The 17350-nt window shown below is 70.0% G+C and carries 16 protein-coding genes; 11 read left to right on the top strand and 5 right to left on the bottom strand.

The features are described from left to right. Positions 1-51 precede the first annotated feature (51 nt). From AAFN86_RS20310 to AAFN86_RS20290, 5 genes are all read right to left on the bottom strand, one after another. The gene (locus tag AAFN86_RS20310) at positions 52-993 is read right to left on the bottom strand and encodes a DmsC/YnfH family molybdoenzyme membrane anchor subunit (protein WP_347545375.1); all 942 of its coding nucleotides are present in this window, start codon (positions 991-993) and stop codon (positions 52-54) included. Then, positions 990-1727 carry a 4Fe-4S dicluster domain-containing protein gene (locus AAFN86_RS20305; RefSeq protein ID WP_347545374.1) on the bottom strand — a complete coding sequence of 246 codons (738 nt, stop codon included), beginning with the start codon at positions 1725-1727 and terminating at the stop codon, positions 990-992. Before AAFN86_RS20305 ends, AAFN86_RS20310 begins: the two co-directional genes overlap by 4 nt. Beyond that, the gene (locus AAFN86_RS20300; RefSeq protein ID WP_347545373.1) at positions 1724-4579 is read right to left on the bottom strand and encodes a molybdopterin oxidoreductase family protein; all 2856 of its coding nucleotides are present in this window, start codon (positions 4577-4579) and stop codon (positions 1724-1726) included. Before AAFN86_RS20300 ends, AAFN86_RS20305 begins: the two co-directional genes overlap by 4 nt. An 88-nt stretch (positions 4580-4667) precedes the next feature. Beyond that, a complete protein-coding gene (locus AAFN86_RS20295; RefSeq protein WP_347545372.1) occupies positions 4668-6227 on the bottom strand; it encodes an ABC transporter substrate-binding protein in 1560 nt (519 codons plus the stop codon). Further along, entirely contained in the window at positions 6224-6916 is a 693-nt protein-coding gene (locus AAFN86_RS20290; RefSeq protein WP_347545371.1) for a phosphoribosyltransferase, read from the bottom strand. The genes AAFN86_RS20295 and AAFN86_RS20290 overlap by 4 nt, the downstream gene beginning before the upstream one ends. Positions 6917-6985: 69 nt before the next feature. On the opposite strand from AAFN86_RS20290, the gene AAFN86_RS20285 reads away from it, so the two are divergent. From AAFN86_RS20285 to AAFN86_RS20235, 11 genes are all read left to right on the top strand, one after another. Beyond that, positions 6986-8173 (top strand): amidohydrolase, encoded by a 1188-nt coding sequence (locus AAFN86_RS20285; RefSeq protein ID WP_347545370.1) that lies wholly within the window; start codon positions 6986-6988, stop codon positions 8171-8173. Further along, on the top strand, positions 8170-9090 hold the full coding sequence (locus AAFN86_RS20280) for a nucleoside hydrolase (protein WP_347545369.1): 921 nt from the start codon (positions 8170-8172) through the stop codon (positions 9088-9090). Before AAFN86_RS20285 ends, AAFN86_RS20280 begins: the two co-directional genes overlap by 4 nt. A 328-nt stretch (positions 9091-9418) precedes the next feature. Beyond that, a complete protein-coding gene (locus AAFN86_RS20275) occupies positions 9419-9604 on the top strand; it encodes a Flp family type IVb pilin (protein ID WP_347545368.1) in 186 nt (61 codons plus the stop codon). A gap of 89 nt (positions 9605-9693) precedes the next feature. Beyond that, positions 9694-10221 (top strand): prepilin peptidase, encoded by a 528-nt coding sequence (locus tag AAFN86_RS20270; protein ID WP_347545367.1) that lies wholly within the window; start codon positions 9694-9696, stop codon positions 10219-10221. A gap of 10 nt (positions 10222-10231) precedes the next feature. After that, positions 10232-11092, top strand: a complete 861-nt coding sequence (cpaB, locus tag AAFN86_RS20265; RefSeq protein ID WP_347545407.1) for a Flp pilus assembly protein CpaB — start codon at positions 10232-10234, stop codon at positions 11090-11092. Next, on the top strand, positions 11089-12525 hold the full coding sequence (locus AAFN86_RS20260) for a type II and III secretion system protein family protein (protein ID WP_347545366.1): 1437 nt from the start codon (positions 11089-11091) through the stop codon (positions 12523-12525). Before cpaB ends, AAFN86_RS20260 begins: the two co-directional genes overlap by 4 nt. 11 nt (positions 12526-12536) lie before the next feature. Next, positions 12537-12851, top strand: a complete 315-nt coding sequence (locus AAFN86_RS20255; RefSeq protein WP_347545365.1) for a hypothetical protein — start codon at positions 12537-12539, stop codon at positions 12849-12851. Further along, on the top strand, positions 12838-14079 hold the full coding sequence (locus tag AAFN86_RS20250; protein WP_347545364.1) for a cellulose synthase operon protein YhjQ/BcsQ: 1242 nt from the start codon (positions 12838-12840) through the stop codon (positions 14077-14079). The genes AAFN86_RS20255 and AAFN86_RS20250 overlap by 14 nt, the downstream gene beginning before the upstream one ends. Next, a complete protein-coding gene (locus AAFN86_RS20245; RefSeq protein WP_408906616.1) occupies positions 14067-15458 on the top strand; it encodes a CpaF family protein in 1392 nt (463 codons plus the stop codon). Before AAFN86_RS20250 ends, AAFN86_RS20245 begins: the two co-directional genes overlap by 13 nt. Next, entirely contained in the window at positions 15455-16420 is a 966-nt protein-coding gene (locus AAFN86_RS20240; RefSeq protein ID WP_347545362.1) for a type II secretion system F family protein, read from the top strand. The genes AAFN86_RS20245 and AAFN86_RS20240 overlap by 4 nt, the downstream gene beginning before the upstream one ends. Then, positions 16417-17337: a type II secretion system F family protein gene (locus AAFN86_RS20235; protein ID WP_347545361.1), complete on the top strand. Its 921-nt coding sequence runs from the start codon at positions 16417-16419 to the stop codon at positions 17335-17337. Before AAFN86_RS20240 ends, AAFN86_RS20235 begins: the two co-directional genes overlap by 4 nt. The last annotated feature ends 13 nt before the right edge of the window (positions 17338-17350 follow it).

Raw genomic sequence — 17350 nt, 5'->3', positions numbered from 1 at the left:
GATGGCGGGGATGGGTGCAAGGCGGAAGGAGCTGCGGCCCTTCGGCCGCCGTCAGCCGCGTTCGCCAACGCCGTAATAGAGCGCCACGGTATGCGTCGCCTCGGCGAACATCAGCCAGCGTTCGGCGAGCATGCCGAGCGTGACCAGCCCCGCAGCGACAACCACCAGCAGGCCGGCCAGCACGCCGCTGGTGACCAACGCGACGAGCAACAGCACCGCTGGCACCGCGAAGCCACCGAGCGAGGCGATCCGCCGCAGCCGCGCGGCATGCACGCGGCCGATGCGGAAGGCCATCTCGCGCAGCAGGTAGTTGGTCTCGGTATGCGGCGGGTCGAGCGTGCGGACCTTGCCGATGAAGCCGAGGCCCGTCGCGGTTTCCATCGTCGCGACGGGTGGTCCGGCATCCACGCTGGCCCAATAGGCGCGCTTGAGGACGAAAGCGGCCGCACCCAGCACGGCCGCGATCGCCGCGGGGGTCGCGGCCGCGCCCCAGAAGCCGGCCAGCATGGCCAGCAGCACCGCGCCGGAGAAGGCGCCGAACAGCAGGTAGCCCGGTGCGACCAGGGGGTGGTGCCATTGCCGTATGGTTGGCAGCGAGGCGTAGATCATGCCCGTGCACCACACCGTCACCGCCGCACCCGCCGCGGCCAGCAGCCCCGCGGGCAGGGCGACCCATTCGGTGTGGCCAACCACCGCGAGGAAGAACAGCCCCGCCGGGACGAAGGTCAGCACCGCCGCCACGCCTTCGCGCGACAGCCAGGAGGAACGCCACTGGCTGAGCGCCCGCCAGGCGCGTTCCGGCCGCCCGAGATGCGCCGTGGAGGACAGCAGCCCGAGCATGACCAGCACCAGCGCCAGTCCGATGGCGAGCACGCCGAACCCCGCCGAGCGCGGCACCAGCCCCAGCGCCCGCAGCAGACCCATCCAGAACAGCAGCCCATAGCCCGCACCCGAGGCCACGGTGAAGAAGATGATGGACGGAGCCGGATTCATCGGGACAGCACCTTGTCGACCCAGCGCAGCAGCGGGTTCTTGATCTGCGAGGGGAGCGGGCCGGCATCGCGCGGTGGCCCGGCATCGATCTTCGGTGCACGGCGTGGCGGCAGGTAGCGATTGACCGGCTTGTAGTCGAGTTCGGGCATCAGCCCGTAGCCGCCACGATCGGCGACCAGTTTCGACACATCGCTGTCGGGATCGCCCAGGTCGCCGAAATGCCGCGCCTGGGCAGGGCAGGTGGATACACAGGCCGGAACGCGGCGTTCCTCGGGGATGGTCTCGTTGTAGATGCGGTCGATGCACAGCGTGCACTTCTTCATCACGCCGGCATCATCGTCGAATTCGCGCGCACCATAGGGGCAGGCCCAGGCGCACAGCTGGCAGCCGATGCAGATGTCGGTGTTGACCAGCACGATGCCGTCCTCGGCGCGCTTGTAGGACGCGCCGGTCGGGCAGACGGTCACGCAGGCCGGCGTCTCGCAATGCATGCAGGACCGCGGGAAATGGACCGTGCGGCCATCCTCCCCGTCACCGGCTTCGTAGGAATGGACGCGGTTGAACCACACGCCTTCCTGGCCCGCGGAATACGGGTTGTGGTCCGGCAGCGGCGCCATGTGCCCGCTGGTGTTCCATTCCTTGCAGTTGGTCGCGCAGGCCTGGCAGCCGACGCAGGTGTCGAGGTCGATGACGAGGCCGAGCTTCTTCGCCCCCGGTTGCGGCAGCGAGGTCATGGCTTCTGTCCTCCCGCATTGAATCGCAGGATATCCGGTGGTTCAGGCATGTCGGTCGGCGGCGTCAGAAGGGTGGGGAAGGGCTCGGTGACGCCCTCCTCGCCCGGGGCGCATTTGGTGACCTTCACGCGCAGGTCGTACCAGGCGGCCTGGCCCGTCACCGGGTCGGCATTCGCCAGGCGCGGGCCGGTCTGCGCCGGCAGCCACTCGCTGATGACGTGGTTCAGGAGGAAGCCGCGCTGCGATTCCGCCGCATCCGGGGACAGCATCCACGCCCCCGCCCGCTTGCCGATGGCGTTCCAGGTCCAGACCGTGTCGCGATTGACGCCTTCCATCAGCGACAGCTGCGCCTTCACCCGCCCGTTGCGGCTTTCCACCCACACCCAGTCATCCTGGGCGAGCCCTTCGGCCGTGCCGCGCTCGCGCGACATGTACAGCTTGTTGGAACCGTGGATCTGCCGCAGCCAGGCATTCATCGATCCCCAGGAATGGTACATCGCCATCGGCCGCTGCGTGACGGCCGAGAACGGATAGGGGTCGGTGTCGTGCTGCTGCTGTTCGAGCGGCGCGTACCAGAAGGGCAGGGGATCGCAGTAGGTGCGGACGCGTTCGCGCAGATGCTCGGGCGGCTGCTTGGCGCCATGGCCTTCGGCGGCAAGGCGGAACTTCTGCAGCGGCTCCGACCAGATCTGCATGACGATCTGGTTGGCGTTGCCCATCATGCCCATCGCCTTGGCGTTATCCAGATACGTGCGATTGGCGTGCTTGAAGTAGGATTCCTCCGGCGCGAGGTGATGCCGCCAGAAGCAGCCATTGTCGATGTAGCGCTGCAACTGGTCCTGGTTGGGCTCGCCGACGCCCTTCTTGGAGCCATCTTCACCGCGCCATCCGGCCAGCGGACCAACGCCCGGCGTGCGCTGATGGTTCACGATGTAGTCCGGGTAGTCCTTGAAGCGTGGCGAGCCGTCCTCCTTCACGAAGGCCGGCAGGCCGAGCCGCGCGCCGATCTCGATCAGCACCTCCTGGAAGGGCCGCACATTGCGGTCGGGCTTGACCACCGGCTGGCGGATCGCATCGCCCGGCCCGTGCGAGGACCCGATGGGACGGTCGAGGATGCTGATCGCATCCCAGCGTTCCAGATAGGTCGTGTCCGGCAGGATCAGATCGGCATAGGGCACCGTCTCGGAGAAGTAGGCGTCCGAATAGATGACGTGCGGGATGACGTAGTCGCCATTCTCCTCCTGCGCCGTCAGGCAGCGGATCGTCTCCAGCGGGTTCATGGCGCTGTTCCACGCCATGTTCGCCATGAACATGAACAGCGTGTCGATCTTGTACGGGTCGCCGGCCGCCGCATGGCCGATGACGGAATGCATCATCCCGTGCAGGCCGAGCGGCGCTTCCCAGGAGAAGGAGTGGTCGATGCGTAGCGGCGTGCCGTCATCCTCGACCAGCAGGTCATCCGGCCCATGGGTGAAGGCGAGGATGTTGCCCGCGAGCGGCGTGTTCGGCTTGGCCCCCTTGCCGGCCGGCCCCGGTCCGGGCGGGATCGGCCGCGGGAAGGGCGATTTGTAGCGCCAGGAACCGGGCGTATCGACTGCACCCAGCACCAGTTGCAGGATGTGCAGCGCGCGGCAGGTGTGCATCCCGTTGGAGTGGGCGGAGATGCCACGCATCGCGTGGAAGGCGACGGGCCGGCCGACCATCGTCTCATGCTTGCGGCCCCACACATCCGTCCAGGGAATGTCGAGCGTCAACGTCTGGTTGAAGGCGACATCGGCGATCTCGGCCGCCAGCCGGCGGATGCGATCCGCGCTGAAGCCGCAGCGTTCGGCCACCGCCTCCGGCGCGTATTCGTCGCCGAGGTAGCGCTCGGCCATCAGGTTGAACACCGGCTTCACGGTGCGGCCGTCCGGCAGGGTGAAGTCGCCGACCAGCACGGCGCTGAGCGTCACGTCATCGGCGGCAATCGCGCCGCGCGCGCGGTCCCACGCCAGCGGCTTGCCATCCGCATCGCGCGCGAACAGCCCGTCATCCGCGCCGCCAGGGTTGCGCACCACCAGCCACGGAGCATTGGTGTAGCGGGCGAGGAACTCGCCATCGACATTGTCGGTGCGGATCAGCTCATGGATCAGCGCCAGGATGAACAGCCCGTCCGTGCCCGGACGGATGCCGACCCATTCATCGGCGATCGCCGAATACCCGGTGCGCACCGGGTTCACCGAGACGATCTTCGCCCCGCGCCCCTTCATCGCAGCGAGGCCGGTCTTGATCGGGTTGGAATCGTGGTCCTCGGCGACGCCGAAGATCATCAGGTATTTCGCGCGTTCCCAGTCGGGCTCGCCGAATTCCCAGAACGACCCGCCGATGGTGTAGAGCCCGCCGGCCGCCATGTTGACCGAGCAGAACCCACCATGCGCTGCGAAATTCGGCGTGCCGAACTGCGCCGCCCAGAAGCCGGTCAGCGACTGCGACTGGTCGCGCCCGGTGAAGAACGCCAACTTCTTCGGGTCCGTCTCGCGCACATGCTTCAGCCAGCCGGTGGCGGTGTCGATCGCCTCCTCCCAGCTGATCTCGGCATATTCACCCGACCCGCGCGGCCCGACGCGCTTCAGCGGCGCCTGCAGCCGCGCCGGCGAATACTGGGTCATGATCCCGGCGCTGCCCTTGCCGCAGAGCACGCCCTTGTTCACGGGGTGGTTCGGATTGCCCTCGATGTAGCGGACGCGACCGTCCTTGAGATGGACGCGGATGCCGCAGCGGCAGGCGCACATATAGCAGGTGGTGGTCTTCACCTCGTCGCCGATGGGCGCCGAATAGATGATCCTGTCTGTCGCGCCACCATCCGCCGGCATGGTCTTCCCCTGAACCTTAGTGCCCGGAGTAGCGCATGCTCCGCCGCTCGCGCAAAGGGGGGTGCCAGAGCTTGCGAATCGTTCTCAGTCAGGGATTCCTGCCGGCGGAGAAGGCCAGCGTCATCTCATCCGTCCGCGCCTCATAGGTGATGCCCTGCCGCATCGCCCAGGTGTTCACCTGGAAATACAGGGGGATCAGCGCAGTCTCGTCGCGGATCGCCCGGCGCGTCGCCTCCTGCGTCAGGCGTTCGCGCTCGGCATCGTTCATCGTGCCGCCGGCGCGTTGGATGAGCGCGTCGATCTCCGGGTCGCTGAAGCGCCCGCGATTCGCCGTGCCCATGCCCAGCGCGGTGTCCCAGGAATGGATCTGCGGCACCAGCATCCCCAGCACTTCGGGGTTGGGCGAGAAGCCAGCGAGATTCACCGAATATCGCAGCTGCGCCGCCTCGGTCAGCCAGACGCCGCGCGGCTTCACCTCGACGGTGGCCTGCACGCCGATGCGCGTCCACATCTGCGCGATGGCCTGCACTACCTGCTCGTCATTCACGAAGCGGTCATTGGGTCCGTTCACCTGCACGGCGAAGCCGCGCGGGAAGCCGGCCTCGGCCAGCAGGCGCCGTGCGCCATCGGCATCGAAGGGCGGCGGGGTCAGGTCGGGCGAGGTGCCGAAATACCCCGCCGGGCCGAGATCGCCCGCCGACACCGCCTGACCCTGCAATGTGCGGCTGACCAGCGCATCGCGGTTGATGGCGATGGACAGCGCCCGGCGCACCCGCGGATCACGGAGCGGGTTGCGCAACGGCGAACCTTCCGGGGCGCGGACATGCGGGCTCTCCTCCCGCCCCGAATCCAGCGTCAGGAAGATCAGCCGATTGGACGGGCTCTGCGCCGTGGCGAAGCGCGGGTTGGTTCGGAAGCGTTCGAACTGCTCGGGCGGGATGATCTCGATCAGGTCCACATCGCCCGATTGCAGCGCCGCGACGCGTGCCCCGGCATTCGCGATGGGGCGGAATTCCACCGTGGGGAAGGCGGGCGGCGTGCCGGTGAAGGCATCGTTGCGCGCATATCGCGCCGGCTGCCCCGGCTGCCAGGACACCAGGCGATACGGCCCGCTGCCAATCATCGCCGAGCCGTCATTGAAGGCCGCCGTCGTCAGACCGTCCTGCTTCGGCACGATCATCACCAGCGCCAACTGGTTCAACAGCAGCGGCGTCGGCCCATTGGTGCGCAACCGGATGGTGTGCGGCCCGATCGATTCCACGGCCGCAACGGGTCGCGTGGCATAGCGGAACGACGATGGCGAATTCGGCACATCCCCCGCACGGGCGATGGTGAAGGCGACGTCCTCCACCGTGACCGGGCGGCCATCGGAGAAGCGCGCATTCGGGTCGAGTTCCAGTTCCCAGGTGGTGTCGTCGACCACCCGCCAGGACCGTGCGATGGCCGGCCGCAGGATCTGGCGGTGGTCCTGTTCCACCAGGGGCTGGAACACATGCCGGGCGAAGGCGACGTTGGTGATCAGGCTGGCGTAATGCGGGTCGAGGCTGGTGGGCCCGGCCTCGACCCCGATCCTCAGCGACGCGCGGTCCTGCGCCTGGACGGCGAGGGGAGAGAAGGCCGCCACGGCGGCGAGCAGCAGGCGTTTCATGCGGCGTCCTTCCCGGACATCAGGGGACAGAGATCGCAAGGCGCGGAGCCCGCGCGCGGCAGCCAGCCGCCGGGGACGCGCGTGAAGATGGGCGTGGCGAAGGCAGCGCGCACGGGAATATCTGCGGGCCATATGCCGCGCCAGCGATCGCCCTGCGCCATCGCCAGCAGCAGCCCCGCCGGCCGCAACCCCGCGCGTTCCAGCAACGCCACGCCCGCCAGCGCCGAGGTACCCGTCGAGATCACGTCATCGACCAGTAGCACACGCCTGCCCGCCAGCCGCGGCAGGATGCGCGGATCGAGCCACAGCCGCCGCTCGGTGGGCGCGGTGGAGGATGAGGCGGGCACCGACAGCGCCTCCTCATACCAGCGCTTGCGCGACCATCCCGGGGCGACCCAGTTGGTGTGGCCAAGCGCTTCGGCGACCAGCGGAGCGAAGACCTGGCCCAGCGTCGGCAGGCCGACGACGACCTCCGCCCCGATGTCGCGCGCGGCCTCGGCCATCCAGCCGCCGATCCGTTTCGCCACCGGGATCGCCGCCTGGTTGGCGATGAAGCCCGCGACGGCGATTTCCCCATAGTCACGCAACGGCAGCACCAGCCGCGACCCGTCGGGCATCGGCGCGGGAAAGTGGTCGGTGAAGGGGCGGTCATCGCCGGTCGCGGCGATGAATCCCTGCCAGAACTCCATGACGTCAGCCCGTGGTGAAACGGCCTCCAGCGTGGCATCTTCGCCGCAGCGCAGCAACGGAGGCCGACCATGCCCACGCCGGAGGATTTGTCACCCCTCGCCGAGGACATGACCGCCTGGCGCCGGGACTTCCACCGCCATCCCGAGCTCGGCTTCGAGGAAGCACGCACAGCCGGCATCGTCGCCGACCTGCTGCGGCAATGGGGCATCACGGTCGAGGCCGGCATCGGCGTGACCGGCGTCGTCGGTACGCTGACGGGGTCGCGCGGATCCAGCGGCGGCAATCGTGCCATCGGCCTGCGTGCCGACATGGATGCGCTGGCCATGCCGGAGATGACCGGCGCCGCCTATGCCAGCACCGTGCCGAACACGATGCATGCCTGCGGCCATGATGGCCACACCGCGACGCTACTGGGTGCCGCGCGCTGGCTGGCGGCCAATCGCGACCGCTTTGGCGGTACCGTCCACTTCATCTTCCAGCCGGCCGAGGAATCCCTCGGTGGCGCCGCGCGGATGGTGAAGGAAGGGCTGTTTGACCGTTTCCCCGTCGATGCGGTCTACGGCATGCACAATCTGCCGGGCCTGCCGGTCGGCACCATAGCGGTGCCGAAGGGGGCGGTGCTGGCGTCGTCGGATACCTGGGAAGTGACCTTCCGCGGTGCCGGCGTGCACGGCGCGCGGCCACATCTCGGCACCGACGCGCCGCTCGCCGCCGCGCAGTTCATCGCCGCCCTGCCGATGATCGTGGCGCGCGAGATCGATCCGCTGCAGGCCGCCGTGCTGTCGGTCGGCCACATGGCCGCGGGTGCACGCCGCGCCCCCAACGTCATCCCATCGGAAGTCTTTCTCTGCGGCACGGCGCGCGCCTTCAACGAGGCGGTCCGCAGCCACCTCGAGGCGCGGCTGGTCGAGGTTGCCAACGGCATTGCAGCCACCTGCCGCGTGCAGGCCGAACCGCGCTACATCCGCCGCATCTCCCCCACCATCAACCGCGCCGAACAGGCCGCGGTGGCGGTGCGGGCAGCGCGTTCGGCGGTCGGCGACGCGATGACGCTGGACGACCATCCGCCGCTGACGCCGGGTGAGGACTTCTCCGAATTCCTCGCCGCGCGCCCCGGCGCCTATGTCTGGCTCGGCACCGGTGATCCGGCGCATCCCGAAGGCTTCCACCACAACCCGCATTTCGACTTCAACGATGCGGCGCTGCCGCATGGCGCGGCGTTCTGGTGTGCGCTGGTCGAACAGGAACTGGCGTGACCCGCCGCGTCTGCGTCATCGACACCGACCCCGGCACGGATGACGCGGTCGCGCTGTGGCTGGCGCTGGCCTCGCCGGAATTAGATGTTCGGCTGGTCACGGTGGCGGGTGGAAATGTCGGGCTCGGCCATACGCTGCGCAATGCGCGCGCCATCGTCGGGCTGGCCGGACAGGCCGTGCCGATCGTGGCCGGTGCGGAAGGCCCGTTGCTCGGTGCCTTCCGCTCCGAGACCCAGGTCCACGGCGCCGACGGCCTTGCCGGCGTCGCGCTGCCTGAAGGCCCGCCGGCCACACCCGGCATCGCCGCTGATGCGATCCGCGCTCTGCTGCGCGCGGAAGTCGGCGTGACGCTGATCGGCATCGGCCCCGCGACCAACCTTGCCTTGGCGCTTGCGACCGAACCGGCGCTGATCGACCGCGTCGCGGAGATCGTGCTGATGACCGGCGCCTGGTCGGAGGGCAACATCACGGCATCGGCCGAATTCAACGCCTGGTCGGACCCGGAGGCGCTGGCCATGCTGCTGGAATGTGGCCGGCCGGTGACGCTCGCGACGCTGGAACTGACGGCGCAGGCCTTGGTGACGCGCGAACGCATCGACGCCCTGCGCGCGGCCGGCGGCGGCGCCTGCCTCGATGCCACCGCGCGTATCATGTCGGGCGTGCCGCCATCGCGTCGCTTCGCCCATCGTGGCCACCCGCTGCACGACCCATGCGCCATTGCTTGGCTGATCGACCCCACGCTGTTCACCCATCGCGACGTGCATGTGCATGTCGAATGCGGCGGCGTCGCGCGCGGGCGCACCGTTGTCGATCGCTGGGACCGTAGCGGCCTCGCGCCCAATGCGCGGCTGCTCGACACGCTCGATGCCGAGGGCTTCTTCTCGCTGCTGACGGAGCGTCTCGCCGCGCTACCGTGACTGCGAGGCCCGATTCGTTGACCTGCGTCGAATCGGCGGCGCGAAGCGCGATCGCGCGCCGATCGGCCAATGTTGCCGATGCCGCGCTGCACGGCGCGCAAGCCAGGCGCACGCATGGCCGCGTCGGCGCCTGCCTCAAACCAAACGCGCGCTTCACCAAGCCTTAACCCTCGTTCCCTCAAATGGCGTCGAGGGCCCGGACCGGCGCTCGCGACGGCCGACAGACCGCCAGCGGCGCCGGGGAAGGGACCGCTCGATGGCTGGCAGGATGCCTGGCTCGAAACCCCCCTCGCGCGCCGCGCTGGCGCGCGTGCCCGGAGTGACCACCATGATGCATTTGATCGCGGCGCGCATGCAGGCGCTGAAGGCCGACACGCGGGGCGTGACGGCGATGGAATACGGGCTGATCGCGGCCTTCATCGCGGTGGCCATCATCGGCGGGCTGACCCTGCTCGGCGGCAACCTCGATGCCATGCTGAACGGCATCGCCGCGAAGTTCGTGGCCCCGGCGTAAGGCCTGCGGGGTGGCAGGGGAAGGACCTGCCGCCCCGTGCCGCCCCCGGCTCAACCCTTCCTTCATGCGGACCGGCGATGATCGCTGCGATGGTCCCGCTTCCCCCCGACATCCTGGCCCTAGCCTTGGTCGTCCTCGCGCTGCTTCTGCTGCTCGCGGCCGCGCTCGGCGATATCGCCTGCCGCCGCATTCCGAACCGGATCGCCTCGCTGGTGGCCTTGGTGGGGCTGCTGCGGCAGGGGCTTTCGGGCGGCGCTGTGCTTGGCGTGGCGCTGCTGCTGGCGGGGCTGGTCTTCCTCGGTGCGGCCCTGCTTTGGTTGCGCGGTGCGCTTGGCGGGGGCGATGTGAAGCTGCTCGCCGCTGCTGCGCTGCTGGTGCCGCCGGCGCTGGTTCCGACGCAACTGCTCGCCGTGGCGCTGGCGGGCGGCGCGCTCGCGCTTTTCCATCTCGGCTTGCGTCCGCTGCTGCGCGCGCCGAGCCCCGGTGGCCTGCCGCGCGGCAGGCTGCGCCGCGCCCTGCGGCGGGAGGCTCGGCGAATCCGCAAGGGTGCACCGCTGCCCTACGGCGTCGCCATCGCCCTTGGCACCGCGATCATCCTGATCCGGCCGGAGGCCTGACGCCGTGGCCATGCGCCTCATCCTCATCGTGGTGGTGCTGGTCGGCGTGGCGGGCCTTGGCCTGCTTGGCGTCATCGCCATGGCGCCGACCCCGCAGGCCCCGCGGCAGGAGGCCGCCGCGCCGCCCGAACGCCTCAATGTCCTGGTCGCCGCACGCCCCGTGCAGGCCGGCACCCTGCTGAAGCCGGAAGACCTCGCCGCGCGCGAGATGCCAGCCACCGAACTGCCGGAAGGGGCGCTGCGCGATGCGCCGGACGCACGGATCGAATTCATCGGCGCCATGGTCCGCCGCACCCTGTCCCAGGGCGACACGCTGCGCTTGGACGCCGTCCTGCGCCCGGGCGAGAACGGATTCCTCGCCGCCGTGCTGGCGCCGGGCATGCGTGCCGTCACCGTCGGCGTCGATGCCGTCTCGGGCACCGCCGGGCTGATCTGGCCGGGTGACCGCGTCGACGTGATCCTGACCCAGGCCTTCGACGACAACGACGCCGCCCCCGCCCGCCGCGTGGCCGGGGAGACGGTGCTGACCGCCGCCCGCGTCATCGCCGTGGACCGCCACCTGGTGCAGGGCATGCAGCCCGGCGCGGTGGGCGACACGCTGCGCGACGCCAACCGCACCGTGACGATCGAGGTGACGGCCGACCAGGCGACGCGCGTCGCGGTGGCGACTCGGCTCGGCCGGCTGTCGTTGGCACTGCGCGCCGCCGGCACGCCCGTCGAGGAACGGCTGGACCAGCGCCCGGTCTGGGGCGGCGATGTCAGCGGCGCCTTCGCACCGGTGGGTGCCGCGCCAAGCGGGACCGGCGGGGCCGGTTCCACCATCCGTGTCTTCGGGGGCCCAGGACGGGTCGAGGAGATCCGCTTTCGATGAGGACGAACGCCCTGACGGCCCTTTGCACGTGGCTGGCCCTGGCCGCGCCGGCCCTGGCCCAACCCCAGGGCGACGCCAGCCTGCCCGTCGTGCAGTCGCCACCCGGCCTGCGCGTCGAACGCATGACGCTCGAAGCCGGCACCGGCCGCGTGTTGGTTCTGTCCGCCCCCGCGGCCAGCCTGTTCGCCGCTGATCCACGCATCGCCGAGATGCGTCCGGCCAGCCCCACCAGTGTCTTCGTCTTCGGCGTCGCACCGGGGCGCACGACGCTGGCGGCGATGGACGCGGCGGGACTGCCACTGGTGCAGTGGGAAGTGACGGTGCGCCCCTCCGCCTTCCTGCTGTCGGACATCAGCTCCGCCCTGCGACGCAGCTTCCCCGGCAACCGCACCCTGCGTGTCGAATCCGGCCCCGGTGGGATCATTCTCAGCGGCACGGTCAGCGCGCCGGCCGATGCTGAACGGGCGCAGACGCTGGTGCGCTCACGGCTCGACAATGAGCGCTTGCCGATCGACAACCGAATCGCCGTCACCGGCGTGACGCAGGTGAATTTGCGTGTGCGCGTTGCCGAGGTGTCGCGCGAGGTGACGCGCCAGCTTGGCGTGAACTGGCAGGCGCTGGGCAGTATCGGGCGGATCGGCACGCTGATCGGTGGACCGGCGGGGTTGGCGGCGGAAACACTCAACTTCGCCTTCGACCGCACCGCGCCGTCCGACCGTATCGGCGTCGGCTTCCGCACCGGCAATGCGGAGCTGCGCGACATCAACGCGGTGATCGACGCGCTGGCGCAGGACCGGCTGGTGACGATCCTCGCCGAGCCGAACCTGACGGCGACCTCGGGCGAGACGGCGTCGTTCCTCGCCGGCGGCGAGTTCCCCATCCCGGTCAGCCAGCGCGCCGACCAGGTGACCATCGAGTTCAAGCAATTCGGCGTCGGCCTCGCCTTCGTGCCGACGGTGATGTCGGATGGCCGTATCTCCTTCCGCATCCGCTCGGAGGTCAGCGAGCTGTCCGACCAGGGCGCGGTGCGTTTGCTGGCGGGCAACAACAACACCGTCACCGTGCCGTCGCTGACCGTGCGGCGTGCTGAGACGACGGTGGAGCTAGGGTCCGGCCAGGCCTTCGCCATCGCCGGGTTGTTACAGGATTCATCGCGCAGTACCGGCCGCGCGCTGCCCTATGCGGGGGAGGTGCCGATCCTCGGCGCGTTGTTCCGCTCGGATCGATACCAGCGGAACGAGACGGAATTGGTCATCATCATCACGCCCTATCTCGTGCGCCCGGCGGACAATCCGCGGGCGACGGCCTCGCCGCTCGATGGCTTCACCCAGCCCAACGATGTCGAGCGCATCCTGCTGCTGCGCCAGACCGGCCGCCCGACGGCTGCCCCGCCGCGCAACCTGTCGGGTTCGCCCGGCTTCGTGCTGGATTGAGGAAGGCAGCGATGCGCCATGCGCCCGTCATGCTGCTGGTCTTCGCAGTCGCCGGCTGCGCCGCGATCGACCCCTACACGCGCGAGGGCGTGTGGCGGCCGCGCGGCGCCAATGATGCCAATCTGCGCCTGCATGTCGCCGACCCGCTGATGCTGGACCGCGGCGTGGACGATCCGCGATCGGACGGCCAGACGACGATCGCGGCCATCCAGCGGCTGCGGACCGGCCGCGTGCATCCGCTCGCCGCCGCCTCGGTCGCGCGGTTGCAGGCAACCGGCACCGCGGGAGCGGCGCCTTCCGGCGGGAATGGCGATGGCGGGCGTTGACGGACCCGACCGCGTCGAGCCGGGGACCGCCCAGGTCTCATCGGCGCCGGCCGATCGCGCGCCGCTGGTCGCCTTCGTCACGGATGCCGACTCCGATGCGGTCCTGCGCGAGACACTGCTCGCCGAACTCGGGGAGGGGGCGGAAGTCCGTCGGGGCGACGTCATCGCCGCGATCAGGTCGCTCAAGCGCAGCGCCACGCCGCAGGCATTGATCGTTGATGTGACGGGCGTGGAGCAGCCGCTGACCGCGCTCGAGGAACTGGCCCTGGTGGTTGAACCCGATGTCCGCGTGTTGGTGGTCGGGGAACGCCAGGATGCGGCCTTCTACCGGCAACTCACGCGCGGCCTCGGCGTGCTGGAATACCTGTTCAAGCCGCTGACGCAGGAGATGGTGGCACGCCATCTGCTGCCCTATCTGCGCCAGGGCACCACGCCGCGCGACATGCATCTGCGCGGCGGGCGCGTCATCACCGTCACCGGCGTGCGCGGCGGGGTGGGGGCCACGACGCTGGCAGCGAACCTCGCCTGGCACCTGGGCGAGCAGGCGCGGCGTCATACCGTGCTGTTCGATTGCGACCTGCATGGCGGGGCGTCGGCGCTGTTGCTCGGGGCTCGCACCACCAGCGGGTTGCGCGCCGCCCTGGAGCATCCCGAACGCGTCGATGAACTGTTCGTCGAACGCACCGCCCAGCCGGCCGGTGAACGCCTGCATGTCATGGCCGCCGAGGAAAAGCCGCTGGAACCGGTGCTGGCCCGACCCGGCGCGGCGGCGAAGCTGATGGCGATGCTACGCCGGCGCTACAACTTCGTCGTGGTGGACCTGCCGGCGCGCAGCGGCCCGATTGCGCGCGAGATCCTGGACATGGCGCATCAGCGCGTCCTCGTCACCGATGCGACGCTGGCCGGCGCGCGGGAGATGCTGCGCTACGCCGCCATCCCGAATGCGCCAACCCAGTCGCGCCGCGCCGTCACCGTGCTGAACCGTGCCGGTCAGCCGGGCCTGCTGACCGCTGCGCAGATGAAGGAAGCGTTGGGCGAGGACCCCGACCTGGTCGTGCCCTGGCTGCCGAAGATCGTGCCGGCCGCGGCCGATCTGGGCGAACCCGCCGGCACGCGCCGCGGCCCCTTCCGCGCGGCGCTGCTGCGCCTGGTGCATGACGTCGCCTCGATCCGCGCCGAGGGGGAGGAGGAGGTCAGGAAGGGGCTGTTCGCGCGATGGTTCCGCTAGACCTGCCTGCTCCCGCTTTCGGTCGCATGGTCCGGCAGGACGCGCCTCCCGCCGTGCTGCCGCCGGAGGCCGAGCCACCCCCGGCACCCCCGGCGCCGCCCGCCCTCGCGACGCCGCAGCAGCGGCAGAAGGCCGAACTGCGCACGCTCTGCCTGGCCCGCATCGACCCGGCCTCGGTCGCCGCCCTGCCACAGGAAGCCCTGTTCGCCGAGGTCGAGCGCATGATCGCCGAGATCGCCGATCAGCAGCGCATCGGCCTGTCGGCCCGCGAACAGCGCGAGGTCGCGGCGGAACTCGTCGATGACATGCTGGGCCTCGGCCCGCTCGCTCCGCTGCTGGAAGATGAGACGGTCACCGACATCATGGTGAACGGACCCTTCCGCGTCTTCATCGAGCAGAAGGGCCGGCTCACCCAATCCGCCGTGCGATTCCGCGACGCCACACATCTGGCCGGCATCGCGCAGCGCATCGCCGCCCAGATCGGCCGGCGCATCGACGAAAGCAGCCCGATGGTCGATGCCCGCCTGCCCGATGGCAGCCGCGTCAACATCATCTTTCCACCGCTCTCGCTGCTCGGCCCCTGCCTGTCGATCCGCAAATTCGCCAAGCGCAAGATCGACTTCCAGCAGATGGTGCTCAACGGTTCGCTGAACGCGCAGATGGCGCGCGTGCTGGAAGTCGCGGCACGCGCGCGGCTCAACATCATCATCTCGGGCGGCACGGGGTCGGGCAAGACTACCATGCTCAATGCCCTGTCGCGGCTGATCGACAACACCGAGCGCATCGTCACCTGCGAGGATGCGGCCGAGCTGCAACTGCAACAGCCCCATGTCATCCCATTGGAGACGCGGCCCGCAAACCTCGAAGGCCGTGGCGAGGTGACCCAGCGCGACCTGGTCAAGAACGCCCTGCGCATGCGCCCCGACCGCATCATCCTTGGCGAGTGCCGCGGTGCCGAGGCCTTCGACATGCTCCAAGCGATGAACACCGGCCATGACGGGTCGATGTCCACCATCCACGCCAACACCACGCGCGACGCCGTCACCCGCATCGAGAACATGGTGCTGATGGGCCAGACCGCGCTGCCGGCGCGCGCCATTCGCCAGCAGATCGTCTCGGCGGTGGACATCATCCTGCAGATCGAACGCATGCGCGATGGCGTGCGCCGCTGCACCCAGATCACCGAGGTCTGCGGGCTAGAAGGCGAGGTCGTCGTGCTCAACGACATCTTCCAGTGGGAATACGAAGGCGAGGATCCTGGCGGCAAGCTGCGCGGCAGTTACCGCGTCAGCCGCGCCCGCCCGTCCTTCACGTCGCGGCTGGCCTATTTCGGGCTCGACCGCGCCTGGTTCAGCGCGCTGGAGGACCCCGCGCCATGAGCGGCGCCGCCGCCCTGCTGCTCGCCATCCTGCTCGGCCTCGGCCTGGCGCTGTGGGGCTTGCACAGCGCCGGCAGAAGCGGGCGGGGCCGACGCCTGGCAGCCCGCTTCGCAGCGCATTCCCTGCCGCATGCGCGGGTCCGCCTGGTCAGCCGCGTCGCCCAGCGCGCCCCGCAGGCACGCTGGCTGCGCTTGCCGGAACCGCTCGAACGCCGCCTGTCGCGACTGTTTGGCTGGGAGGCCGAACGCCTTGACCAGTATCCGGTCGCGCCGCCGCTGGTGGTGCTGCTGGTCGCGGCGCCGGCGGTGATCGGCGCGGCCTATGCGGTGACGCTGTTCGGCAAGCTGGCCTGGCTGCTGGCGCCGGCCCTCTGGGTCCATGCGGCGCGCTGGGCCTTCACCGCCGTGCATCGCAAGCGGGCCGCCGCGCTGTACAAGCAATTGCCCGATGCGCTGGGGATGGTGGTGCGCGCCGTGCGCGCCGGCATCCCGGTGGTCGAGGCGCTGCGCACCATCGGTCGCGAACTCCCCGACCCGACCGGGGCGGAGTTCCGCCGCCTGTCCGACCAGCTCGCCATCGGCATCCCGATGGAGGAGGCGCTGAAGCGCCTTGCCCGCCGCTCCGGCCTGCCGGAATACCGCTTCTTTGCGGTGGCACTCACCCTGCAGAACAGCGCCGGCGGCAACCTGACCGAAACGCTGGAGAACCTCGCCGACGTCGTGCGCAAGCGGGTGGCGACGCGGCTGCGCGGGCATGCGCTGGCATCGCAGGCGCGGGCCAGTGCCTATGTGCTGTCGGCCGTGCCGGTCTTCGCCGGCTGCGCCCTGCTGCTGATCAATCCGCGTTACGTGCTGGTGCTGTTCAACGATCCGCGCGGCAACATGGTGCTGGCTTCGGCCATCGCCTCGTTGGCTGTCGGCCTCGGGACGATGAAGGCGATCATCCGGCGGTCGCTGTCATGAACCGCATGATGCTGATGCAGGCGGCGGGTGCCATCGTGCTGGCGATGCTGGTCTGCGTCGCGTTGTTGCTGCCGCGGCTGCGCCGTGCGGAACGGATGCAGGGCCGCATCGCGGCGCTGCGCGGGCTGGCGCGGCAGAACCGGCCGGAAGCTGCGCCGCTGCCGCAGCGCATGGCTCGCGCGGTTGGCCAGGCGGTGCTCGCCAGCGGAATCGTCAAGGGCGAGACGCTGGCCGAATTGCAGCGCACCGTGACGGCGGCCGGCTTCCGCGGCGCGCGCGCCGTCACCGTTTTCATCGGCACCAAGGTGATGCTGATGATCGGGTTGCCCTTCCTGGCGCTGCCGCTATCGGCCGGAATGGCGCCGATGGGACGCAACCTGCTGGTCGCCGGCGCGGCGGTGGCGGGGCTGCTGCTGCCCGACATGGCGCTGCGCCGCCTGCGGGAGATGCATGCGAAGCAGGTGGAGCGCGGCCTCGCCGATGCTCTTGACCTGATGGTGATCTGCGCCGAGGCCGGGTTGCCGCTGGAAGCCGCCGTCGAGCGCGTCGCCACCGAGATGGCCGAGGCCAACCGCGCCGTCGCCGCCGAGTTCGGCAATGTCGGCACGGAGCTGCGCATCCTGTCGGACCGTCGCCAGGCGCTGCAGAATATGGGCGACCGGTCGGGCCTGGATTCCCTGCGGCGGTTGGGCGGCACGCTGGCGCAGACGCTGCAATACGGCACGCCGCTGTCGCAGGCGCTGCGGACGCTTGCGACCGAACTGCGGCATGAAACGCTGATGCGCTTCGAGGCCCGCGCCGCGCGGCTCCCCGCACTGCTCACCATGCCGACCATCGCATTCATCCTGCCCTGCATCTTCCTGATCGTCGGCGGTCCCGCCGTGCTGCGCGTGCTCGACATCGCCGCGCGTCCCTGAGCGTGATCGGTTC

Origin of the sequence: Roseomonas sp. CAU 1739 (assembly GCF_039839775.1) — a bacterium.
Lineage (GTDB): Bacteria > Pseudomonadota > Alphaproteobacteria > Acetobacterales > Acetobacteraceae > Neoroseomonas.
The sequence above is the reverse complement of the archived record's forward strand: the minus strand, read 5'-3'. Positions and strand labels throughout refer to the sequence as shown.